Origin of the sequence: Mangrovibacter sp. MFB070, from assembly GCF_000705335.1 — a bacterium.
GTDB lineage: Bacteria > Pseudomonadota > Gammaproteobacteria > Enterobacterales > Enterobacteriaceae > Mangrovibacter > Mangrovibacter plantisponsor.
In genome coordinates this window covers 263,257-287,510 of sequence record NZ_JJMI01000025.1, presented here as the reverse complement: position 1 = coordinate 287,510, position 24,254 = coordinate 263,257, and the positions used below count along the sequence as shown (strand labels likewise).

Genomic DNA, 24,254 nt, shown 5'->3' with positions numbered 1-24,254 from the left:
TACCGGGTTAGTTGCCCACAACCACACTGGTAATTGAGTTACCCGGTAGCCATGTGGTCAACTGCCTGCCACAGGCCGCCAGTGACAGGCGGGTTTCCTGGGGGTATGGGTTACTGATATTGACGACAATACTGCCATCAGGGTTGGCGAATGCCACAGCATTACCACTCAGCGCCCCGCTAAGTGGTACATGGCGGGCGCCGGGTTTTATCAGGCCAGAAAAATGGCGCATCACGTGGTATTCCGGGTTGTAAGTCACTTTTTTCTGGGCCGGGTCTATGGATATCATGCAGTTTTGGCGCCAGCCCCAGGTGCTTTCTCCACCGCTTTCCAGCACCATATTCCAGTAAAAATAGCCATTGGCACCGTTAATTAAATAGTGGCGAAACAGCCCAAAAACATAATGAGCGTATTGCCAGGTATTCCCGCCATCGCCACATTCATTCTCCGTTTGGTAGTAGCGTAATGACGGGTAACTCATTACAGTGCGCTGCAATGCATTTTTCCCGGCCCACTGGTAACCCACGCCTTTAATAAACTGTGCCGCTTTGGGGTCACGCAGCACCCACCCGGCATAGTCATCATAATCTTCCCCAGGCTCCTGCATAAAAGCCGGGGCGTTGATAGTCCCCAGCCAGATTTCGCAAGGAATTTGGTTTGCAGCAAATTGTGGCCCCAGATAATCACGAATAAATACCCGCAACTGTTCACCGTCCCAGACACAGGACGGGAATTTCTGATCTGCTGCCACTTCATTTTGAATATGCACCTGGTGAATGGTGGCACCTTCTGACCGCCAGGCTTCAACAAATTTCTGAAAGTAGAGCGCATAGGCGGCCTGAGTTTTACTGTCGCCGCGCAGGCGTCCAAAATTATAAGCCTGATGGGTTTTAAGCCAGGTTGGCGGGCTCCATGGCGAGGCAAATAATTTCATGCCAGGCTGGCGTTTCAGTGCCTCTTTCACATACGGCAGCAGGTAGCGTTTATCCCGCTCAATGGAAAAGTGCTCCATTGCGTAGTCATCTTCATGCTCGTTCAGGCTGTACCATGAAAGTGCGTAATCACTGGCACCTACTGGAACCCGTCCCAGAGTAAGCTGGCACTCACCTGTTGGGGAAAACAGGTCATCGAGTAATGCAGCACGTTGTGGCTCTTCCAGCGTATTCAGTGCTTTCATTCCCAGTTCGTTAAAGCAACCGCCAAACCCGTCAATGCTGCGTTCACGCGCTTCGCTAAGTATCAGTCCTGGTGCCTCTGTGCTGTCTTCAGCGTAAGGCAGGTTTTGCCAGACGTATTTATCGCTGGATGAGTACAGATTTATCATATTCATGTCCTTAATGTGTTTTGGAAAGCGTAAGCAGTTGCTGGTCGCTGAGGGAGTAGCGCCGCATAATCAGGATTAAGCTGAGCACCAGTAAACCGGGGAAGACGGTGAAGAGCAGGTGAATCATGGTGAGTGCGCTGCCAGGCTGCACCGGGCTGTTGCCCGTGTAATTGCTAAGTGACAACAACCACCCAACACAAGCGCCACCAATGGCTATACCTAACTTGATAGCGAACAGATTGGTGGAAAACACAATGCCACTTAACCGGCGACCACTGCGTTGTTCTTCCGCATCAGTAACGTCTGATAACATGCTCCACTGAAGTGGGGTTGCAGCGAGTTGAATGACATTAATGACGACAACCATAATAAATATGGCGGCAATCTGGCTGGAAGGAATGAAGTACAGCATTATTAACAGTAATCCCTCTGCCGCCATGGCAAGTTTAAATCCTTTTATTTTGTCCATGTTTTTGAATAAAGTGGACGACAGCATGGCGCCAACCACACCAGCAGCAAGTGTGGTGGTCAGTAATGCACTGCCCAATTCAGGGCGTTTAATAATATAATTAACATAATAGAGTGTGGTGCCACCTTTAAATAATACTGCTACCAGGTTAACCACATTTAAGATAAACATGATTCGCCAGTCTTTATTTCTGTACAGTATTTTCAGGTCACTTAAAACGGCGTTTTTGTGAGCGGCATCAGTTGCAGGCGGCTGAATTTTTTCCTGAGTCAAACCAAAGCATATGAAAAAGAGAATAATACTCAGCCCACCCATTACCATCATGGTATAGAAATACCCGTTCTGGATATTCCCTTTGCCAAGCCAGGCAACCAGTGGCAAGGCTGTCAGTGAAACTATCAGCCCGCCAGCAGTGCTCAGAGCGAAGCGCCAGGACTGAAGAGACACGCGCTCGCGGGAATCGCCAGAGAGGTTGTTTATCATGGCGCAATACGGCACGTTAATGGCTGTATAGACGAGTGACAACAAAGTGTAAGAAACGTAGGCGTATACTAATTTTCCGGTATAGCCCAGGTCCGGAGTATAAAATGTTAGTGTGCACAGTACGCCAAATGGAATGGCGCACCATAATAAATAAGGTCTGAATTGACCCATTTTGGTTCGGGTGCGGTCAGCAATCGCGCCCATAAATACATCCGTTACAGCATCAATTACCCTTACGGCTAAAAACATGGTGCCCATATGTGCTGGTGATAAACCAAACACATCGGTATAAAAATAAGCCATAAATAACATCACAGTTTGCCAGACAAGGTTACATCCTGTGTCGCCTAATCCGTAACTTATTTTCTCTTTTACAGAAAGTGGGGTGGCAGACATAACTGTCTCCTTTGAACAGAGGGATTATTATTTTTTTACGGCGTTATGTGATTGCCGTACCTGTTCAGGTTATTGCCAGCACTGTAATTAATATGTATAAAAAAAGTCGGTCTGTATAATAAATCTGAACCCCATGAGTGATGATCGTCCCGTTTACGAAAACATCCCGGTACGCCCGGGTGAGTTGTTCACACTGCGTTGTGACCACATACCGCACTTTGCCGGTCTGGATGTGGTTACCCATTTCCATTTGATGTTTGAAATTATGTGGTTCCGCCGTTCCTCCGGGACCTTTACGTTGGGGAATGAACAATTCCAGATAAAAAATAATACTCTGGTGTTTGTTCCTGCCTTACTGCTTCACGATATGCAACTGGATGCCGGAGATAATCATTTACGCTACTTGTTGCAGTTTGAGTCGGTCTGGCTTGATGATCTTTCCCACACCGCTGGTAGCCAGTTGTATCGTGATGCGCGGGTTTTGGTGCTGAATGAGCAGGATGCGGAGCGCATTGATTCGTTATTTGGCTGGTGCACGGAGCGAATGGCCCTGGCGGGAAACGATGACCCACTATTTCAGTCACTGATGCAAAGCGTTCTGCTGGCTATTTTTCAACGCTTGCCGCCAGTTCGCCATGCTCCAAAGCGGGCGCATACGGATGTGTTACTGGAACGCCTGCATCAGATAGACCACAGCCGGAATTATCAAGTCACCACTGAAGAGGTTGCCGCCGCCTGCAACTGGTCTGCTTCGTGGTTTTCACGCTTATTTAAGCAGCATTTTAGTATGTCGTTTAAGTCCTTCATTTTGCTGCGCAAGATAAATTATGCAGTCTGGCTGTTGACCACAACCGATAAAAATATTGCTGATATTGCTCAACAGAGCGGTTTTACAGACAGCGCTTATTTCTGCCTTAAGTTCCGCCATGTGATGAAGGACTCCCCGGCGAGTTTTCGTGAGCGCATTCGCCAGACCGCGGCGATGGGGCGGAGTAATTCGGTCTATTGTGTGCAAACCAAAACAGGGGAGTAGAAATTACTGATAGTTGTTGCGCCACCGGGCAGGCGGTTGAAGCGTAACTGTTGGTGCTCACCCGCTTGCAGGCCAATAACCGTGTGGTCAAACAGGCCCGCCGGGAAGCTTTCAGGGTTGAAAGACACCACACGGGTTACCCACACATCGTAAAGGTTATTGTGTAACGCCTTCCACGCAATTAACGCCTGGCGGGAAACGGGTACTTGCTGATTGTGGTATGTAAAACTGCCACTGACATTCAGGCTGCCTTCACCACCAGGTAAGAAGTTAGCGACAATTTCGCCGTCAAAACGTACCGGGGCGCTCTCCACCGTATCATGGTAAACAAGGTTTCCGTGGCAACTAAAATCCAGCGGCGCAGGGCGAATATGCCAGCCAGCGAGGGTTGCGGACAGCATAACGGTTACAGTGCATACGCTCAGGTAAAGCCAGCGTGGCCGCAATTTCATAAATTTCATGATGACCACCCACGGAAATAGTGGGTCAGGCAGGCCTCGGCACTTTGCTGCGCCAGCGAACATTCAATCATTGCCAGTTGCCCGGTTTCCCCATAGACAATCGCATCTTGTGCATGCAGATAAAATACTGTGCCTTGCTGGCAGGACAGGTGCTCAAGGCTTTGTACGGTTTTGGCCAGCGCCAGCATCGGTTTTTGCCAGGCATCGGGCAGTTTAGTGAAGGTGTACACCGGGCACTGATTAATCCGTGTTAACAGGTACACCGGTGCTGTGGGAATGGCGGCGGGGGTCGGGGTAAACACCACAAACAGTATGCTGGCCAGGGCGACAATGCAGGGCAGCAACCACAGTGCCTGTTTTATGGGCATCGGGGGGCTTTGTACCGGCATTTTTTGAACCCAGGGTTCATGTGAGTGGTCCTCTGTGGGAAACAACGCTGATTGCTGGCTGACAGCCAGCTCGCTGTTGAACATAAAACCCACCCTGGGCACTGTGATGATAGTGGGGAAGTTCAGGCCAAAACTGCTCAGTGTTTTCCGCAGGATACTGATGTACTGGTTCAACGAACTACTGGAACCACGCAGCCCCCGCTCGTCCCAAATTTCATGCAGCAGGGTATCGCGCTCCACCACAATCCCCTGGTGGTGAATCAGCAGAGACAGTAATAAGTTAGCCGTTGTGGTGAGCGTGATACTCTGTTCATCAGGCGTACTGATATGTGTCAGCACGCCATCTTCGGGGTTGTAAATTACAGTGGAGGCAATCAGCCAGGTCATGGTGTTTCTCGGTGTCTGTGTTTTATGGATGCCGCTTAATAACTGAGCGTGACGACTACATCATCGGTGTAAGTCGCTGCTGCAGGGGGGGACTGCGCGGGAACAACGCCATAAATGGTGTAATCCTGGACGTTCCCATTGCTGTTGGTTGTTTCCAGCGTATTTTCCCCACGATTGTTTCCCCAGGGGGATGTGGCTGCGCTGTCTTGCCAGAGTGAATAAGCCAGGCAGTCGCCGCTGGCGCTGCACAATTGCCTGGTGGCGCTATTGGCATGGGTTCCGTTATCAAGGCCTATCGAAAACTGGGTTCCCGGGGGGCAGTGGGTACGTAATGTGGCGGTGGATCGTATACCGGAACGGATGCTGTCAGCGCTGACAGTACCGAAGTCGAGCGTACTGACACTTTCAATAAAGCAGCCAGTAGAAATGGTGGCATTCGCATTACTGGAGCTGTCAGTGGCACTGCCGCTACTGATGCCGTTCTGGCAAGGCGTTAATGTGCTTTGTTGGGTACTGGTGTTCCAGGTGATTTTTATTCCCAGTGCATAGTTAAAGTAACTTCTGGCTGGCACCGGGCTCTGGCCAGATGGCATGCGGGCAGTTAACGGAAAAGTACCGCTTGTTTGCTGGTTGTTTCCGGCTGAAAACACCTGCTGTATCAGGTTACCACTTGCTGAAGATGCCAGCATTTGCGAGGTGTCGCTGGCGTTGTACAGATTAAATTGCAATGAATACGTGTGGCCCTGTTCATCTCCGTTAGAGGTCATGATGAACGGTGGTTCTTCCTGGCTGGACAGGCAGACGGCAAAGTACTGGGTTGCGCCATAATCTGCCTGGCATGCGTAGCCCACACTGGTTTGCGTTTGGTTAACGCTGTCTGTTGCGATGGTGCCAAAAGCAATACTGGCACCATGGGTTATCCAGCAACTGGCGGCCATGGTTTTTGCCGGGCATATCAGGCAAGCACACAGGCAAGCCACTTTCAGTATGTGAGCCATCACTGACATAGAATATTCCCTAATTGCAGATAAGACTGCCCGGCAAGCCTGGCGGGCAGGCGGGCATGGCACAAGTGTTGGCTAGTGGTTACTTCCAGTTCTGCAGGGAGTGTCGGGTTCTCGAGCCAAATCATGCCATCGCGAGCCACACTTTTGGTGGTACTGTTACCCCTGAGCCGAACCTGGCTTCCCATGGGTAACGGGTCGCCGTGGGTATTCACCAGGCGTGCCATAACGGAAAGCGCTTCTTTCATATCAAAATCAACCAGCACGACCTGCCCGGTTCCAGGTGAAACATAGCGTTCAGTTACTGGTGTCATAACGGAGGCGGGCAGATTAAGCGGGTCGATGGTTATCTTGCTGGTGTGGTATCCCGGCAGCTCTGTTAGCAATAACCATCCCTTATCGTCTGTCTTGCCAACCAGGCGGTTCTCCTGGTAGACAGGAACCGATGGAATACTGTTACTGGACACCAGCGCAACCCCCTGGTGGCTTTGGCGCATGGGGTAGATGTGCCCACGGAGCAAGGTCAGGCTGCCTTCGCCTGTTAACCAGCCACTGGTTTCTGTCTGTGTTTTGTTGATACCGAGGTGCCATTCACCGTAGCGGTTAAGGTTGCCAACATCGGCATAGTGATATTTTTGGCTGCCATTGGATTGCCCGGCATCCCAGGACCAGCCGCCCTGGTCATTATCGGCCTGGTGGCGATAGCGCCACTGCTGGCTGCTGCCAGTGCTCTGGGCAGAGAGCTGGTCATGAAAACCAAATGGAATCGCCAGTGTGAGGTTGATTTGCGAATCTCTGCCGGCAATATCCCGCGTCCAGGTTATGTTGGTATTCACCCCGTGGGCAAAGGTTTTGGACCATGAGGCGTTCAGGTATTGTTCATTGCTTCCTGTGGCGTACTGGCGTACCCAGCCCACGCCGAGTTGCCCCAGCGGCCCTAACTGAGTGCTTGCCCAGGCTGCATCACTGCGCCGGGCAGCCACAACACCACTGGCGCTGGCAATATCGGCAAACGTATTGTCGCGCAGTGTGGTACTGGCAGAGAACGCGTATCCCTGGCCATTCCATTGCCAGCCAACACCCCATTGCTTTCCAGGTGCTGCAGAGGAATGGCTGACAGCAACATGGGCGCTTAACACGCCAACCCAGGGTGATGGCAGCCAGTAAGCACCCACTCCGGCATTATGGACTGTGCGTTGTTGTTCGGTGTGCAGTGCTAAAGTCAGAGTGTTATTGGCACCATAGCGCCAGCCGGCATCCAGCATGGGGTACGGAGAATAATCATTAGAGTTAAGGCTATAATTTTGCCGCATCCAGCCCACATCCAGCGTACCACTGCTCAACCCTGCGGCCAGCATTTGCGGTGCCCCGTATAAATCCAGGGAGACCACTTTGCGCTGGCCATTGATATCGGTAATTACAATGTCGGCCTGGCCATTGCCCGTGAAAGTGGGTTGTGTGGCGAGAATATACTGGCCTGGCACAACTTGCTGGCTGCTCTGTTTCAGTCCGTCGATATATAAATCCACGGTTGATGGCAGCACTGCGGTACTGCTGTATTCGGCACGGGGTGACGTATTTAGTTGGGGGGCCAGTTGAAAGTTGCGGGCAAGATGAATACCACCAAAACGCACCTGGCGGCTCCAGGTAACACCGGAAGTAATGGCATCGCCCAGCACCAGGGAGATTTGGTGCTGGCTGTCATCAAATTGCCAGGCGGTCATAAGCCGGGTAGTACTGGCCTGCGTATCTTGTGGGTTTTCGGCCACGCGGCTGTTAAAGCTGCTGGACATTGTACCGGGAAGCCACCCCGATGATGCCAGGCTGGTTTGCGCACTGGCATATTGGTAGCCAGTCGCATGAGTGGCATTCAGGCTGTACCCCAAAGTCAGGTTACCCAGCAGCGTATTTGTAGCGGGCGTGTCAGGCTGTGAAACCTGGGGTTGCCAGGCCAGGTACTGGCGCCGGGATAATGCCGTCATACTGGCAGACAGGGATAATTGCTGGTTAAGAGCATCATACCTGGCTGAAATACCCGGGATATCACTTAATTTAACCCATTCCCCCTGCGGTAATTTACCCCTGACAGCGCTAATGCCCAGGGTGTGTAAATCCTGCTGTTTAAGCCATATTTCCGTGCCAGCCACTTGCACGGTAAATAATCCTGGTGACTGAGTCTGATTAATCGTGACGGACAACCATTGGACATGACTTCCCACAAGCGTTGTTTCAGCGCAGGTGAGTTGCGGCTGTAACCCTGTTAAAAGTAGCAACAGTATGGTTAAGCGGGCATTCATAAGGCACTTCATTGAGTGTCAGTTTCAACGTGATGGCCTGATTCAATGACAATGCAGGCAGTGAAAGAGCCCGCCAGGAGCCGGGTAACAGATAACCGACTAAGCCATCATCATGGTGCAGCAAGCGGCCCTGCTGGTTTAAGACTTGCAGGTCACTGAGTTTTATATGGCGCATACCCTGGTTGTGTAACACCAGTTGCTGGCGGGCAGAATCCCACTGGCAGGTGGCTGTTTTACTGATGTCGTTTTGGGGCAGTGAGTGGCTGGCGATAAACACCGGGATGGAATAGCGCAGCAAAAAATGGATGGCATGGTGGGCATCTCTGTTCGCTTGTTCACCGGGCAGTTCATCAATAATGAGCCGAAAACTGTGCTCTTGATCTGAGGCAAAAGGCTTAAGTGCAATCAACCGGATAAGTTGTTTTTGACCAGCGCCCAGCGAGGTTATCGCCGGGCTGCTGACCAGTGTTGTTGCTGGCTCAAGAACGTCTTTCCCATTCACCTGATGCCATTGGTACAGGCGAATTTGCGCACCTTCTTGCTGGCTGCCCGTGTTGGTGAGCCACACTGCTGTGGCTTGCTGTTCAGTTGTCATGCCAATATTCACCGGCGCAACCTGTAAGGTGGCGGCAAGCGCATAGTGTGCCAGCGCCAGCATAAGAAACAGCCAGATAATGAGAACGAACGTCCTGGTTTTCATTGGTTAATAGGTTAAGTACAGGTTTACATCGTCGTCGTACTGGCCTGCGACTGCGCTTGTCAGTGCGTTGGCCTCAATTACGCCATACAGCGTCTGGTTTTGTGTGGTACCGGTGCCGGTACTTTCCAGACCGTCAGTACTGGTGATTTGTTCTGACTTACTGGCGTCACTGTAGAGTTTGTAGGCAATGTTCGCGGCATCTGTCATACCACTTGATGGGTGCAGGTAGAATGTGCCGCTTGCCTGGTCTGCAGAATCTGCAGTGAGCTTCCAGGGGGTGCCTTTGGTGCAGGTAATATTGAGTTCGCTGCTGGCCGTTATCTCGCTGGTATCAGCAGAGCTGTGCCGGGAAAAATCCATATCACTGGCAGAAAGAGAGCAGGATTTCATTACTTCCAGCGTAACATGCATGCTGGTATTATCATCTGCCTGGCTGGCAAAAGAAATTACAGCCAGTGCACAGGCGTAAGCAATATTTTTAACCTTCATATCAATATGTTCTTATTTAAGCAAAACTGGTTTTGATTATCCCTGGTGAGTGCTTCTGGAACCTGGCCGGACTTACCGGGGAGCCATCGCCGCCCGTTCAGGATGCGAATATTCAAGTGGTATATAAAATAATATTTGAATTTTGAAAATAATATAAAAAGATAAGAATTATGGTGTATTCCTGGTGTTGTAAATGAAATGAAAATAAAAATTACTGCGGTTTATTTAGTTCCATAAACGGTTCGGGTGAGGTTGCCGCACTTGACTCTGTAGGAATAAAAACCAACGAGTTGTGTATTTTTCTTAATTTATTCGCCAGGGGTTCGCAAGTTAAATGAATGCGCAACTGGTTTCCACATGTAACCCTGGCCATAATCAGCCACGCTGAGTTGTGCTGACAAAAAATCGTGATAGTTTTCTATGCCTTCAATCAATACCTTAGCGCACAGCTTTTGGCATGTTCTGACCAGGTCATTGAGGTGGTTTTGGTGCCCGCGTAGTTCCCAAAATACATATTTATCTATTTTTACCCCATAAAAATAGAATTTTTCCTTGAGCAGGAAATGAATCAAACCGGGCGTAATGTCATCAGCCCATACCTGAATATTCATTGCCTGTAATTGGGTGATGCGCTGGCGTAATTTCCTGATTTGCACTGATGAGAGTTGCATTATATTGCACAGGTCTGTGAGTTCGAGTGCGAATTTTGGCTGGCAAAAATTATGACCAGCGATGACTTCTGCCATTGTTGATGACAGGAAAACTTCTGAATCGGCATTAATGTAATAACACTGAGCACATGGCGTATAAAGTGCGTAATTTACCTGGTTTGCAAAAAGTGATATGCGTTTTTCCTGGGGAAGGGAGGAGAAATACACTTCTGCATCAATATTAGGGCGCAGTGTTGACAGCATCTCCCAGGCAATGATCCCCTGATTGTTAAGGCGGCGAATAGATTCGAACTTGTAACCTGTGAGCATCGTTGCTGCCTGTCCCTGCTGATATAAATAAGAGCAGCAGATTGTGAGCAAATTCTGTTTTGCATGGTATTTATAAATAGATTAACTAAGTTTTTGGTTTTTTTATCTAAATTTTTTATTTAATTAAACTTTTAACTCTGATTATTTGAAGGCTTATAGCGCATAAAATACAGCGAGGATCACATCTGGTTCCCGGAATCGCTTTTGCGCAGGGCTACCTGAAAGTGGTAGTGTGGCTCAGACAGTGCGACTAATCAGGTGTTGACGCATTCTCGCCAGTACCCGCTGAGCAGATATAGCAATGGACGCAGCGCTATACCGGGCAATGTGATGTTTGACGAGTTGATATCAAAGAACCCAATACAGGTGATATTTAATATTGCCCTGGTGGGGTCAGGTGCTGATACAGGGCCGCATCGCTCATTATTGATACTTTGACAGGCAGGAAGAGATAAACATCATGACACAACAACTTACCCTTTTCTCAGACGATAATTCGTCGGTGGGGCTGGATGTGCTACCCGGTACCCTTGGGCAGTCAGCTGTGGATCTGCGCCCGTTAGGGCAACAAGGGCTGTGTAGCTACGACCCCGGTTTCAGTAATACTGCCGGGTGTAAATCTGCGATTAGTTATATTGATACCGAACAAAGCATACTGCTGCATCGCGGTTACCCCGTTGACCAGTTGGCGATGCAGTGTGATTTCCTGGAGTTGAGCTACATCCTGTTGTATGGCGATGCGCCAACAGAAGAGGAATATCAGGCGTTCAGCCATACCATTACCCGCCATACACTGGTACACGAACAAATGGCCAGAATGTGCAGTGGCTTCCGTCGTGATTCCCACCCAATGGCGTTAATGTGTGCATTAGTGGGGGCGCTGGCGGCTTTCTACCATGAAGTGGTTGATGTCTCAAACCCGGAGCATCGCCGGCTGGCTGAAGTGCGCCTGATTTCGAAAATGCCAACGCTTGCAGCCATGAGCTACAAGTACAGCATTGAGCAACCGGCCAATTATCCGCGTAACTCCCTCTCTTATGCCGGTAACTTCTTGCATATGCTGTTTGGCGTGCAGGCAGAACCTTATGTGGTGAACCCGGTGCTTGAGCAGGCAATGAACCAGATTTTAATCCTCCATGCTGACCACGGCCAGTGTGCTTCTACCACGACTGTGCGCACCGCCGGGTCGTCTGGTGCTAATCCTTTCGCCTGTATTGCTGCCGGCCTGGCTTCTTTATGGGGGCCACAACATGGTGGCGCCAATGAAGCCTGCATGAGCATGCTGGAAGAGATCCGCGAGATCGATGAAATACCGGCATTTATTCAGCGTGCTATGGCGCAACCTTCGGTATTCCGGCGCCTGGGTTTTGGTAACTCGCGTTATACGCATTCAGATCCGCGAGCGGCGATTTTACGTGAAACCTGCCATAAGGTGCTTAAAGAGCAGGGTATGGAAGACAGTCTGTTACAGGTCGCCATGGCCCTGGAAGATATCGCCCTTAATGACAGCTACTTTATTAAGAATAAGTTGTTCCCAAGCGCAGACTTTTATACTGCGGTGATTCTTAAAGCGATGGGACTGCCATCAACCATGTTTACGGTTGTAACTGCAGTGGGGCGCACCCTGGGTTGGGTGGCGCACTGGAATGAGATGCACGAAACCGTGGATGAACCTTTACAGATTTACCGCCCGCGCCAGTTATACACCGGCCCGGCACAGCGAGATTTCGTCTCCCGCCGCCAGCGTTAATTTGCCTGAACGGGCATAGCAACAGGCAGCAAGCACCATGATCTAAGGCACCTTTAAAGTGGGGATACCGCTTTAAAGGTGTAAACCAGGTTGTGATTAACCAGGCTCAACTCCGCTTACCTCACGCAGCCCCAACTTTAATTCCAACCCGCTTTGCACTGTTTTTATGCATGCACTCTGTTGGTGCGTATTGCCTGCCGCCAGCAAAAATTCTGCTGTTAACCAGGACTCCTGGTGTTTTATCCTGGCTGAATTAGCGGCGCTGGTTTGCAAATTTCATCGTTCTGTTACCCAGAGATACTTCAATTATAAAAAGACACATTTATTTACCCCTCGATACCCGGGCTGGCATGCAACCTGCTGTTCTAACCCTGTTACACAACACATCACATCAACAAAGCGTGCAGATAGCCGGGCCAGTGAGTGCCGGAACTGAAAATAAGGGGTAGGTCAGATGGTGAAACATGGACTAAAAAAGGGGCTGGGATTAGTCGATCTCACTCTGCTGGGGATAGGGTCAATGATTGGCTCTGGGTGGCTCTATGCTGCACTCACCAGTGCGGGATATGCCGGCGCACAGACAGGCTGGGCATGGATCCTGGGGGCCATAATCGTATTATTAATCGGCCTGGTTTTTGCTGAGTTATCAGCAGCATTACCGCGCGCCGGGGGATTTGTTCGTTACCCTAACTACTCACACGGAAATGTGGTTGGTTTTGTCATTGGTGTGAGTTCATTGCTTGCTTATACCAGTACAGCAGGGGTTGAAGTTGAAGCGGTACGCCAGTATGCCGTTTACTGGTGGCCTGCGCTGGGTCATACAGATGGCAGCCCGACTGCGGCAGGTTTTGCAGTCCAGATTGGCTTGTTGGTCGTCTTTTTCTTGCTGAACTACTGGAGCGTGAAAGTCTTTGGCCGGGTTAATACCATTGTTACTGCTTTCAAATTTATTGTGCCATTGCTGACAATTGTCACATTGTTCATGTATTTCCATGGCGCCAACCTGGATGTGCCACCGCCACCTCCCGGTGGTACACACGGCATTTTCTCCTCACTGACCGGAGCAGGGATTGTTTTTGCATACCTGGGTTTCCGCCAGGCGGTGGATTTCGCCAGTGAAGCGAAGAACCCGCAACGCGATGTTCCGCTGTCTATCATGATCGCAATTGGCTTAAGTTTTGTTATTTATTTGCTGCTGCAATATGCGTTTCTGGGTGCGGTGCCATCTGAAGCGTTGAGTGCACATGGTTGGGATGGGCTGAAACAGGTTCTGCAATCGCCTTATGCCGATCTGGCTCGCAGCCTTGGCATTACCTGGCTGATTAACCTCATCCTTGTGGATGCAGTTATCTCTCCTGCTGGCACGGGGAATATCTACCTTGCCGGGGCAAGCCGCGTATTATTTGCCTGGGCGCGTAATGGCCACTTATTTAAAGTGTTTGGCAAAGTAGACGAAAAATCGGGTGTGCCGCGCGGTGCCTTATGGTTGTCGCTGGTGCTGGCTATTGCATGGACTTTGCCTTCTGAATTCCAGGTCTGGGGTGGATTGATTGGCGCGGTGACTTCCGCAACGGTCTTTACTTATCTGCCAGGTCCGATTTCTGCCGGGGCTTTCCGCCGCCATTTGCCTCATTTACACCGTCCTTTCCGCCTGCCGCTGTTTAACCTGTTAAGCCCACTGGCCTTTGTCGCCAGTACTATGCTGGTTTACTGGAGTGGCTGGTCGGTTAACATCATTCTGCTACCTATTTTGATTGTTGCCTGGGTTTTGTATGCACTGTTTGCGAAGAAAGGGCAGCATCATCAGCGCGATGTAGGTTGCGCATGGTGGTTACTGGTCTATTACATTGCCATGATGGTTATTTCCGGGCTTGGCACTTTTGGCGGCACCGGGTTAATCAGCTCGCCATGGGATATGATCCTGTCAGCTGTTATCAGCCTGGTGTGCTACTACTGGGGTGTCGGCGCGAGCCTGGCTGTCCCAGAAATTACTGAAGAAGAAGATGAAACGCTGGTGACAGAGCACATTAACCAGGAAGGTTATGCTCAGTAATTCACTAAATTGATAGCCTGAACCATTCAAAGGCTGCGGTTCGTTATCCCGCCAGGGGAATAATTCCCTGGCGGGTTTTTTATTGCTTTCAGGCCTGAATTATCTGCCCTTCAGAAGTATTGTGCGGCCCTGACACCTGCGTTTATTGCACCGTTGTGCTCAGTACATTTTTGGCATCATGAGACATAAAATTTACGCAGGACTGCAGTGTGTCTCTCTCTTTTTCGCAGGAGGCAACGTAAAAACGCCCGGTAGATTTCTCAAATACGCTGGAGTCGGCCTGAAAGAAAAATACACCGGATTCACGACAAGGGAGTTCACTGAATGCAACCAACTGGCTTGCGAGGGTAATGGTATTGGGGTGTTCCTTATTAGGGTGTGGTGGCAGGCTGTAGAGTTCGCACTGGCCAATAACACCAATACGTTTGGCACTGGCAGGAGGAGAGGAATTGGTCAAATAGATGAAGGTAGCCATGCACCCTACGATGAACAGAACCAGCAGTGGCAGCGCAGTGGTATAAATTGCACGTTTGTGTTGAAACCACGCAAGCTTTTTGTGGGAATCAACGGGTGATTTTGTGGCGTGTTGCTGAGAAGGGTGTGCCGGGGGCTGTAGCGGCTCCTGCGCCTTAATCAAAGCCTGGAAATCGTCCTTACTGGATGGCGGTGGTGCGGGTGGCAGGCGAGTGACACTAATCTCCCGGGAAAACATAAACCCCATGCGTGGCACTGTTTTGATGGTTTCCCCTTCCAGGCCAAATGCGCTCAGTGACCGGCGAATAGTTGAAATATACTGGTTCAGACTGTTGTTCGAGCCTTCCAGACCATGGCGCGCCCAGACATGGTAAATAATGTCGTCGCGCATTAATAATTCACCCTGGCGTTCGAGCAGAAGCCATAGCAGGCGGCTGGCTGTGGTAGTCAGAACGGTTTTACTTTCATTGGGGGTGCTCCACCAGATTGCACCATCATCCGGGCGGAAATACAGCATTTTGTCAATCAGATAAATCATCAGCTATCCTTTTCGATGAAATAATTCAGTTATCGCAGTTGCCTTTTGCTCTTACACATCACGGCATACTCACTGGTTGCCAGGTTCCATTTTGATGAGTGAAAATGATGAATGCGGAGAAGCATTTTTCTGCCAGGTGTTGCTACTGGCCTGCCGGTTTTGCCATGTTAAATTAATTGCTCTACTAATCATTACATTGAAATTACGGCAGTTATTGTAGTTTTTTATAATGCCATGTCATGCCATTTATAACGTGAAAATTCTTATAATTAATGTGTGATTGATGAAATAAAGCGAGTAACTAACAAACACTAATAACCATAAATAGTAAGCAGTGTTTAACATTGTCTGATGTTGGGGGATTGAGGCAGTGTTGCCAGGAACCGGGCAGGTAAAATAAACAGAGAGAAAGAAATAGCTGGCTTATTCTAATGCAAATTTCATCTTATCAATGCATTACATGAGTATGATGCCGAATACCATGGGCAGGTTTCCCTGCACAAATAAGCCAGCCTGCTTGCTATGTAAAATAAAAGGAAGATAACCAGACGTACAATTACGCCTTATGTGACAGAGTATACCGTTATAGTTCGACGGCAATAGCGAAATTAGATGATATTTTTGGCCTTATTTATGTGATGGGCCGCAGTTTATACGCCAGAGAAGTGTAATTTCTGCAGGGATAAATGAGAGTTACATCACGGTAAAATGCTTATGCGATGAAATATAACCAGTTTAATGGGTGGGCCAGTATGAGCCTGACTCCACCCAGTGTGAATCCCTGTATTTATATAATGGCTATCAGTTTAGTGAATAAGCTAACTTATTTTTATTCCTGACTAACGCAAACAGAGCCACCATACCCACTAACGCAAGGCAACTTGCCAGCACAAATGCAGCATGGTAACCCCCACCGTACTGAATCAAAAAGCCGGTGACAACGGGTGACATGATCCCGGCCAGGTTAGCCAGCAGGTGAACAAACCCACCCGTGGTGCCAATGCGTTCCGCTGGCACGATATCCTGCAGTAATGACCAGCACGCCTGTGGTGTCATATAAGCGAAAATTGTTGCCAGTGTGATGCAACTGACGGCGACAGACAGGCTTTGTGCCCAGGCGGCAGCCAGTACACTTACGGCAGCAATGCCCAGCCCCATAAAGATGACTGCTTTGCGGGAAAACAGGAAGTTATTGGTTTTGCGGAAGATAGCATCGCACACTGTACCTCCGCCAATAAAGCCCAGAGTGGCGCCTAACCAGGGCAGGATACCAATAATACTCATGCTTTTGATATCCAGATGCTGGAAGTCAGTTAAATAACTGGGCAGCCAGGAGAGGAAGAAATACTGGATATAGTTAAAGCAGAAAAAGGCAGCCGCCACGCCCAGCACCGATGGGGAAAGGATGTAGTGCCAGAAGGTATGCTGCTGCGTATCATTGCTACTCTGAACGCTGGTTGCCGGGCGGTTCTCCGCAATAAACTGTGCTTCTTCTTTACTGACCGAAGGGTGCATTTCTGGTTTATCACGGAACAGCAATAACCAGGCGCCAAGCCAGACAAAACCCAGACAGGCAATAACTACAAATGAGATACGCCACCCGTACCACAGGCCAACAAAACCCACAATGGGTGCTGCAATCGCTGCACCTAAAGGCTGGCCTGCGTTAGTAAAGCCAACGGCCCGGCCCACTTCTGCTTTGGGGAACCAGTTCGCAATAGATTTATTGGTGGTGGTGCCCATCGGCCCTTCGCCAATCCCGAACAGTACCCGGACTATAAGCAGGTGAAAGAAACCACTTACCAGCGCGGTGGCACCACAAAACAGTGACCAGATCCCGGCTGCCCATGCATAGACTTTTCGTGGGCCCAGGCGGTCAGCGCCCCAACCACCTATAAAGCAAAACACACAGTACCCAACAAAGAAACAGCTGAACAGAATACCCATATGGGCGTCGTCCATACTCAGGTCGTGCTTAATCAATGGTGCCATAACAGACAATGCGGCTCTGTCGAGATAGTTGAGCATCCCTGCGAAAAACAGCAGCAGCGCTATGACAACGCGATAACGGTTTTTAAACATGGGAACCTCCATTGAAAATGCAGGTTGCACTGGCGATAGTGTAATTCGCCAGAACTTCCGGGTTTGGTTCAAATCCCAGTCCGGGTGAGCCCGGTAACGTCATCTCAGGTTGGATATTAAGGAAGGGGTACAGCAATGGTGTCCACTGAACCCAGGGCACTTCAAGGCGGACATTGTCTGGCAGAAGACTTATCAGATGCGCTGTTGCCAGCAGCCCGGCACCATAATAAAAGCAGTGAGGGACAACCGTGGTCTGGTGCTCCTGAGCCAGGGCGAAAACCCTTAACATGCCACTAATCCCGCCCACTTTGCATACGCTCGGCTGGAGAATATCAACGGCGCCGGTGCTCACCAGCCGCTCAAAATCTGCGTCACCTGCAGCATTTTCACCGGCAGAAAGTGGAACACCCCGGCGGCGAACCTCTGCCAGGCCTGCGTAGTCATCCGGTGGCCAGACCGGCTCTTCAAGCCAGGTCAGATTCAGTTCGCGCAACGCGTCTGCCTGCTGGCTGGCTTCTTCCACGGACCATGGGCAGTTAACATCGACCATTAACGCGACATCATCTGGCAGAGCCTGGCGCGCGGCGGCTATTGCCGGAAAGGATGTCTCATGGAGTTTGATTGCGTTATAGCCTTGTTGCCAGACTTCCCGGGCTTTTTCTGCAACCCGGGCCGGGTCGTTGCCATAACTGACCAGGCTTGGGTAAACCTGAATTGCCTGGCGCTGGCCGCCAAGATAACGCCACAGTGGTTGTTGGGCTTTGCGGGCAAGCAAATCCCACAGCGCAATATCGATGGCTGATAACGCATAACGTACCGGGCCTGTCCGACCAAAACCATGGAAGGCGTAATCTGCTTCAGTCATCAGTGCGTCAAGGCCTGCCTTATCTTCCAGTGTTTTACCAAGGAAAAAAGGCCCAACAGACTGCTCTAATGCACAGAAAGTGACAGGATTAATTAAATGCCCGAAGGCTTCTCCCCAGCCAGTTAAGCCATCGTCGGTTTCAATACACACCAGCAACGACTCCATCTTACTTAATGCTGGCGAGGCTGCATTATAGTCCTGATGCGCATCCGCATATTTTTCCCGGCCTGAATCAAAAGGAATAGCAATACGCGAGAGGGTTATTTTTTCTATTCTCATCGTTGTCCCCCAATAGGGTAAATAAAGAAGCAATAAAGAACATACTTATTCTATGCCCCTGTTCTGGCAGACCGTCTTGTGCATCTGGTTGATATGTTTTCTTTTATCTTCGCCGGGTTCAGGCATTTGCCTGGTAACCTGTGGGCATGCTCACAGAAGGTGAGTGATGTCGGGTATTGCCGGAAAAATGACGGTAAAAATATCCATATGGCTGGTGGGGGCGTTTTGATGTTTATTTTGTATATCGGATGTTTCTTATCTGTTGGTGGGTTTTTAATGCATTATGGTTAGTTGGAGTAATTGTGTGAATTAACGCAATGAAACCCGGATAATAAATATGGTTTTGTCAGGCATTATTTTTGTTGATTCGCTATGAGGCTTTTCGCCACAATAGCGGTGCTAATTTCTGGCCATAGACAAGCACGTATTCCCGGTCCGGCGGTGCGCTGTTTTTACTCTGGTGTGTTTACCCGGATTATATGAGCCCTGGACTGTGTTTATCTGAGATGTTTGTATGATGGTTGCCCACTATAATCCTGTTCTTGTGGCTATTTCTTTCCTGGTTGCTGTTGTTGCTTCTTATACTGCTCTGGATATGGCGGGCAGAGTCATGGAAGTAAAAACCCGGGCTACCCGTTGGTGGCTGGTTAGCGGTGGAACAGCAATGGGGATTGGTGTCTGGGCCATGCATTTTATTGGCATGCTGGCGATGGTTATGCCAGTCCAGCTGGCCTACAACTTGCCACTGACACTCCTTTCTTTACTTATGGGCATTGCGGCATCGCTCTTTGCTTTGCACCTGGTGTGCCACGCTGTGTTGCCGTTGCGCCGGTTAATCAGTGGCAGTATCACGATGGGAAGTGGCATTGTTGCAATGCACTATACCGGCATGATGGCTGTTGAGATCTCACCTGCCATCATTTGGGACCCGGTCTGGGTCGCGGCCTCGGTTATGGTTGCTTTTATCGCGGCAGGTTGTGCTCTGTATTTAACTTTCCATTTGCGCCTGCGCCGCCGGGCTGTTCATGCGTATCGGGTCGCTGCCGCCTGTGTTATGGGTGTTGGTATTGCCGGGATGCACTATACCGGAATGATGGCTGCCCATTTTCCTGGGCACGCCCATGGCGTCCATGGGCTGAACAGTAACTGGATGGCTCTGCTGGTTACTCTTGTGAGCCTGACAATTCTGGGGATTGCTCTGCTGACTTCAGTGCTGGATGCGCGCCTGCACAATAAAACCAGTGAACTGGTGAATTCATTAGCCCGTGCGAATGCGGAGCTGGAAGAGCGTGCGCATTACGACTGGTTAACCGGGCTACCTAACCGGGGCTGGCTGGAACAACAACTGGCTGTCGCACTGGCACAAGCCCGTAGTGAAAACCAACGCTTTGCCCTGATGTTCCTTGATCTGGATGATTTTAAACAGGTCAACGACCGGTTAGGCCACCAGGCCGGAGATCTCTTGCTGGTGGATGTAGTGGCGCGAATGAAGCGCGTGCTGATGGACCGCGGCATTCTTGCCCGCCTGGGTGGCGATGAGTTTGTTTTATTCATGCCAGTGACACGTGCAATTGAAGCGGCGGCGCTCGCCAAAGAGTTGGTGGCGAGTGTGCTGGCTCCTTATAGTTTAGCGCAGCAATCTGCCCGGGTGAGTTTGAGCGTGGGTATCGCTCTTTACCCGGAAGACGGGCGCGATGTGCGTGAGTTAATGTTTAACGCCGACACTGCCATGTATTACACCAAGCAACATGGGCGCAATAATTTTCATTTTTACCAGCACGGGATGGGAGACCGGCAAATCCAGGAAAACCAGTTGATTTCGGCATTGCATCAGGCACTCAGAAATCAGGAGTTTTGCCTTTATTACCAGCCTAAATTTTGCGCTCCCACTGGTGCCATTATTGGTTTTGAAGCCTTAATTCGTTGGCAACACCCGGAAAAAGGCTTGCTGTCTCCAGACAGTTTTCTGCCTTGCGCAGAGAAGTTTGGTTTGATTATTGCTGTAGGGAACTGGGTGCTGGATGAAGCCTGCCGGCAGTTAGCACAATGGCGTAGTGAAGGTGCCACTCACTGGTCGGTGGCGGTGAATTTATCTGCTCTGCAACTGGCACAGCCTGAGCTGGTAGCGCAAGTACTCACTTGCCTCGAAAAATACCAACTGCCACCGGATGTGCTGACACTTGAGATAACAGAAACCTCTGCCATAAATAACCCGCAAGAAAGCGCTTCCCGCCTTGCGCAATTGAAGGCGCGTGGCGTGAAAATATCCATTGATGATTTCGGGACTGGCTATGCGAATTTGCTCTACCTGAAAGCCCTGCCAGCCAGTGAGCTGAAAATTGATCGCGCGTTCATTAAAGATACAGATCCCGGCTCGCAAAACACGGCAATTGTTGCTTTGATAATTGAACTTGCCCGCTCTCTGAAACTCAACGTAGTGGCAGAAGGCGTAGAGACTAAGGCCCAAAAGGACTTTTTTACCGGTCTGGGGTGTGATGTACTGCAGGGGTATTTATTAGGGAAACCGCTGCCTGCTCAGTCTGTTATGCCTCTGTTACGGGAGCGGTAATTACACCAGGTATCTTACCCTGTGGTTTCTGGCGTTAGTATCCTGGTTCCTGGAACTCAACCACCCGGTATTTAGGGTGGCAAGGCAGGGAGCTTAATACGCACTCGGCAGCTATTTCTGAAGCCCTGTATATACGCAAGATAACATCGTACAGGAGATATCATGTTGTTGGCATACCTGAAACCCGTGAAGAGTGGTCGTTCTGCCATTTACCGTGAGTATAAAATTTAGCCAGTCTGTTTTATTCAGCATACAATGGGTATTAAATAAAAATGAATTAATGCCTGTGAGCAAAATTCTGGGTAGTGTAATAGCTATTTCTGGTTTGCTATTCTGCCACTTTTGTTATTCCTGTTTATCTCTGCCGGCCTGGCCGCACCTTGCAGGCTGGCCTTTATTCATAGCCTGGTAAAATAGTGGGTTTCCTGAGGTAATTGTAGAAATTAATAGCCTGCCAACCCACATTCCTGTTGATGATTGCGAAAATGCAATAAGCCGTATCAACACCGTGAAAAATCCCAAATGTTCACAATGTTTACAAAATGTTTTGTATTTAATGTTTTTGGTTATTATCTTGTTAAATTGAAACATTAAAATGCATTAAAAATGCTACATGCATCACATAAATAGTTCTTTTAAGATTTTTTTTGCCCGTTTTTTTTCGGGATTTTCTATTTTTTGATTCGTTTGCCTTAAGTTTTTTTAGCGTTTTATTCTTGGTTTTTGTTATTAAATGGTTTTAAACAATTAAAAATAGTAATTTAAAGGTGTTTAATTTTACATTGAGTCATATGAGTGGTTTTATATTCCTCACTGATATCACGTGTTTCTTCTGCTGGTGTGTGGGAAGAAAAAGTAAAAGTAAACGCTTCAGAGCGCAAAGCCTGGTTCCTGAATCCTGAATAGTGTGCATGACTGAAGCCCGTTTATTGTCTGTGTTATTAACAAGACTAAGGCTTAATAGGGTCTATTATGAGCAATCAAATTCATATTGATGGTGAAAACTATTTTATTACACTGGCTATAAAAAATGTGGTGGAGGATGTTGTCAGAAAGAGTCAGTTAAATATTGGTCACCTCAGAATGGTTGTCGTGGTTGATGCCACTCCTTTTCTGGAATTACAGCGTTTCCAAAAGCTGGATCTTGCAGCCTGGGATCTGATTTTCTGTTCAGGTTATTTTTATAATATTGTTAGTGAATTTTCTCCAGAGAAATTAAATAAATTTATTTGTGTTGATAATAATATTACTGAGTTACGTAATGATTTGGCAGTACAGCTCAAAGATATGCACAGAGAAACGATTGGCCTGAATCTGGCAGATGAGCTAAGCCCGCAGAAACCACTGTTTACTCCTTGTGAACTGGCTTTTATTAATGACTATTTTTCTTGCATGCGCGCAAAACAAATTGCCCGGGTTACTGGTAATAATGTGAAGTCTGTTTCAAATAAGAAGCGCAACATCATGAATAAAATCCATTGCACAAAGAACAGCGATTTTTATATCACGTTGTATTTTCTTAATATGTTGCATAAAGTTGAACTGGAATTGCACGAACCGAAAACCAAAGTGCGTACCACTGTTGCCTGGCAACGGGTTTCCGGCCAGGAGGCTGCTGCATTTCAGTATGCACATTAGTGGTGTACTAAAGGAAAAGGTCTGCTTAAACCTGTGCCTGGTTTGAGTTGTTTTGGCACCACATTTGAATACCACGATGTGGTGTAAATCTGTAGCGGTGTAAACCCGTTGTATGTATACAGGGCAGTTTAACCGCATGATTGTACGACAGCATGGTTGTACGACAGCATAGTTGTACAACAGCATAGTGGCAGAACTATGCTATGCTTTGCCAATCCTGGTGACAGGAAGCACACGGAAACTAAAGGCGGCCTTAACCTAATCCCATATGAATTATCTTATCGCTAATACCGTCATCTATGACACGGAAAATGGCGTCCTGCTGGTGCAAGACGCACCGCATAAGGATGAAGCAAAAACGCTGACGCCAACCGCTAATCGTATTCTTGCTTTATTACTGTCTGCCCCGGGTGAGGTTTTTAAACGCGAAGACATTCTCGATAAAGTCTGGGAGTCTCAGGGGCATACCGGGTCAAACAGCTCCCTTAATCAGTACATCAGTATTTTGCGCAAGACACTGTCTGTATGGGTAGATGATGATGACATTATTGTTTCTGTGCCGCGTGTCGGGTTCTACTTTAATTCCGCTATTCCGGTTGTCCCCTGGGTTGAAACCCCAGAGGAAGAGCCTGATACCATACCTGAAGCGCTGCCTGGCGTAACCACTCCTCTTCGTTCTGTGCGCTCGTCGTTTATTCCTATGGCCGTTAATTTGATCCTGATTGCGGCTATTTTGCTGGTGAGTACCCTGGCAGTAAAAAGTTATCGGGAAGTTCATGTCTCACCACTGTACAGCAAAGTTTATTCTCAAGGGAAACTGGGCTTATGCCAGTTGAACTCCTGGCAGAAGTTATCTCCGGAGATGAAAAAAAGTGCGCTGAATATCCTTAATCTGGCGGCTCCGGAGTTAAAAGAAAAATGCCTGAGTGAACCTGCTGTGGTTTATTTCCAGATTCAAAAGCAGGTTTATTTGGGCAGGGAAGGGCGAGTCTTTGTTGCTACATGCTCAGCGGAACAAGAGCAGAACAGCCTGCTTTATTGCGACAGTACCTATAAATATAACTGGAGGAAACCGTAATGGTGTCGCGGATTCTGGCGGGTGTGTTAGTGGTGGCAATGTGTGGGCTGGCGGTGGTCAAAATCACCAGTACTGCAGACCCGGTGCTACTGAATTGCGAAGCCAGCCTGCATTATGAAGACGCATCGTCCGCTGTGCCGCTTGCTTATGATGGCACAATTACCTTTCATGCTTCCGGGAAAAATACCGGGCAGTTTCTGTTGTCGGGTAATGTCCGCTACCAGAATCAGCTGTATTCATTGTCCCGCATGGCAGTGTTCGACTACGACAATATTGTACTGAACCAGTACCGTTTGAAAGTGACCAGCATGGAACGCATGGGGCATGATGACCTGCCTGAGAATGTGTTCCCAATGGTCTTTAAGCGCCTGAGCCTTGGCAATTCAATGGTGTTGTATATTAACCCGGTGAATTCACAAACACTGATTATTGGCAATGTTGTATCGCCAATTGCGCTGTGCATGCATCAGGCGAAATAACGCAGACTTGGTGCAACGGGCTGGATGCCACCGGCTA

Annotated in this window: 19 protein-coding genes; 7 read left to right on the top strand and 12 right to left on the bottom strand. The window is 49.0% G+C overall.

What is annotated here, in order from left to right:
• Positions 1-7 precede the first annotated feature (7 nt).
• Together DT73_RS13500 and DT73_RS13495 are read right to left on the bottom strand one after the other, a co-directional pair.
• Positions 8-1,324 (bottom strand): glycoside hydrolase family 30 beta sandwich domain-containing protein, encoded by a 1,317-nt coding sequence (locus DT73_RS13500; protein ID WP_235234502.1) that lies wholly within the window; start codon positions 1,322-1,324, stop codon positions 8-10.
• A 10-nt stretch (positions 1,325-1,334) separates the two neighbouring features.
• Positions 1,335-2,672 (bottom strand): glycoside-pentoside-hexuronide (GPH):cation symporter, encoded by a 1,338-nt coding sequence (locus DT73_RS13495; protein WP_036109749.1) that lies wholly within the window; start codon positions 2,670-2,672, stop codon positions 1,335-1,337.
• Between the two features lie 133 nt (positions 2,673-2,805).
• Here DT73_RS13495 and DT73_RS13490 point away from each other — a divergent pair, with 133 nt between their 5' ends.
• Positions 2,806-3,705 (top strand): AraC family transcriptional regulator, encoded by a 900-nt coding sequence (locus DT73_RS13490; RefSeq protein WP_051691380.1) that lies wholly within the window; start codon positions 2,806-2,808, stop codon positions 3,703-3,705.
• Here the strand turns inward: DT73_RS13490 and DT73_RS25150 are convergent.
• From DT73_RS25150 to DT73_RS13455, 7 genes are all read right to left on the bottom strand, one after another.
• Positions 3,675-4,166, bottom strand: coding sequence for a hypothetical protein (locus tag DT73_RS25150; RefSeq protein WP_051691379.1), 492 nt, complete (start codon positions 4,164-4,166; stop codon positions 3,675-3,677). The genes DT73_RS13490 and DT73_RS25150 overlap by 31 nt on opposite strands.
• A complete protein-coding gene (locus DT73_RS13480) occupies positions 4,163-4,942 on the bottom strand; it encodes a winged helix-turn-helix domain-containing protein (protein ID WP_036109745.1) in 780 nt (259 codons plus the stop codon). The genes DT73_RS25150 and DT73_RS13480 overlap by 4 nt, the downstream gene beginning before the upstream one ends.
• Positions 4,943-4,977: 35 nt before the next feature.
• The gene (locus tag DT73_RS13475; RefSeq protein ID WP_036109741.1) at positions 4,978-5,949 is read right to left on the bottom strand and encodes a spore coat U domain-containing protein; all 972 of its coding nucleotides are present in this window, start codon (positions 5,947-5,949) and stop codon (positions 4,978-4,980) included.
• Positions 5,940-8,165 (bottom strand): fimbria/pilus outer membrane usher protein, encoded by a 2,226-nt coding sequence (locus DT73_RS13470; protein WP_036110722.1) that lies wholly within the window; start codon positions 8,163-8,165, stop codon positions 5,940-5,942. The genes DT73_RS13475 and DT73_RS13470 overlap by 10 nt, the downstream gene beginning before the upstream one ends.
• 10 nt (positions 8,166-8,175) lie before the next feature.
• A complete protein-coding gene (locus DT73_RS13465) occupies positions 8,176-8,943 on the bottom strand; it encodes a molecular chaperone (RefSeq protein ID WP_072006961.1) in 768 nt (255 codons plus the stop codon).
• A 3-nt stretch (positions 8,944-8,946) separates the two neighbouring features.
• The gene (locus DT73_RS13460) at positions 8,947-9,432 is read right to left on the bottom strand and encodes a spore coat protein U domain-containing protein (protein WP_036109738.1); all 486 of its coding nucleotides are present in this window, start codon (positions 9,430-9,432) and stop codon (positions 8,947-8,949) included.
• Between the two features lie 308 nt (positions 9,433-9,740).
• On the bottom strand, positions 9,741-10,412 hold the full coding sequence (locus DT73_RS13455) for an EAL domain-containing protein (protein ID WP_051691377.1): 672 nt from the start codon (positions 10,410-10,412) through the stop codon (positions 9,741-9,743).
• A 457-nt stretch (positions 10,413-10,869) separates the two neighbouring features.
• Here DT73_RS13455 and DT73_RS13450 point away from each other — a divergent pair, with 457 nt between their 5' ends.
• Positions 10,870-12,162 (top strand): citrate synthase, encoded by a 1,293-nt coding sequence (locus tag DT73_RS13450; protein ID WP_036109734.1) that lies wholly within the window; start codon positions 10,870-10,872, stop codon positions 12,160-12,162.
• 454 nt (positions 12,163-12,616) lie between these two features.
• Positions 12,617-14,215, top strand: coding sequence for an APC family permease (locus DT73_RS13445; RefSeq protein WP_036109732.1), 1,599 nt, complete (start codon positions 12,617-12,619; stop codon positions 14,213-14,215).
• A gap of 142 nt (positions 14,216-14,357) precedes the next feature.
• Here DT73_RS13445 and DT73_RS25145 read toward each other — a convergent pair whose 3' ends face one another.
• From DT73_RS25145 to DT73_RS13430, 3 genes are all read right to left on the bottom strand, one after another.
• Complete coding sequence (locus DT73_RS25145; protein ID WP_051691376.1) at positions 14,358-15,227, bottom strand: transcriptional regulator; 870 nt, start codon at positions 15,225-15,227, stop codon at positions 14,358-14,360.
• An 801-nt stretch (positions 15,228-16,028) separates the two neighbouring features.
• The gene (locus DT73_RS13435; protein ID WP_036109730.1) at positions 16,029-17,309 is read right to left on the bottom strand and encodes an MFS transporter; all 1,281 of its coding nucleotides are present in this window, start codon (positions 17,307-17,309) and stop codon (positions 16,029-16,031) included.
• Positions 17,302-18,453, bottom strand: coding sequence for a mandelate racemase/muconate lactonizing enzyme family protein (locus DT73_RS13430; protein WP_036109725.1), 1,152 nt, complete (start codon positions 18,451-18,453; stop codon positions 17,302-17,304). The genes DT73_RS13435 and DT73_RS13430 overlap by 8 nt, the downstream gene beginning before the upstream one ends.
• A gap of 514 nt (positions 18,454-18,967) precedes the next feature.
• On the opposite strand from DT73_RS13430, the gene DT73_RS13420 reads away from it, so the two are divergent.
• From DT73_RS13420 to DT73_RS13405, 4 genes are all read left to right on the top strand, one after another.
• Positions 18,968-21,022 (top strand): bifunctional diguanylate cyclase/phosphodiesterase, encoded by a 2,055-nt coding sequence (locus DT73_RS13420; protein WP_036109719.1) that lies wholly within the window; start codon positions 18,968-18,970, stop codon positions 21,020-21,022.
• A 972-nt stretch (positions 21,023-21,994) separates the two neighbouring features.
• Positions 21,995-22,660: a response regulator transcription factor gene (locus tag DT73_RS13415; protein WP_036109717.1), complete on the top strand. Its 666-nt coding sequence runs from the start codon at positions 21,995-21,997 to the stop codon at positions 22,658-22,660.
• A gap of 268 nt (positions 22,661-22,928) precedes the next feature.
• Positions 22,929-23,738 carry a winged helix-turn-helix domain-containing protein gene (locus DT73_RS13410; RefSeq protein WP_036109713.1) on the top strand — a complete coding sequence of 270 codons (810 nt, stop codon included), beginning with the start codon at positions 22,929-22,931 and terminating at the stop codon, positions 23,736-23,738.
• On the top strand, positions 23,738-24,217 hold the full coding sequence (locus tag DT73_RS13405) for a FidL-like protein (protein ID WP_036109710.1): 480 nt from the start codon (positions 23,738-23,740) through the stop codon (positions 24,215-24,217). Before DT73_RS13410 ends, DT73_RS13405 begins: the two co-directional genes overlap by 1 nt.
• The last annotated feature ends 37 nt before the right edge of the window (positions 24,218-24,254 follow it).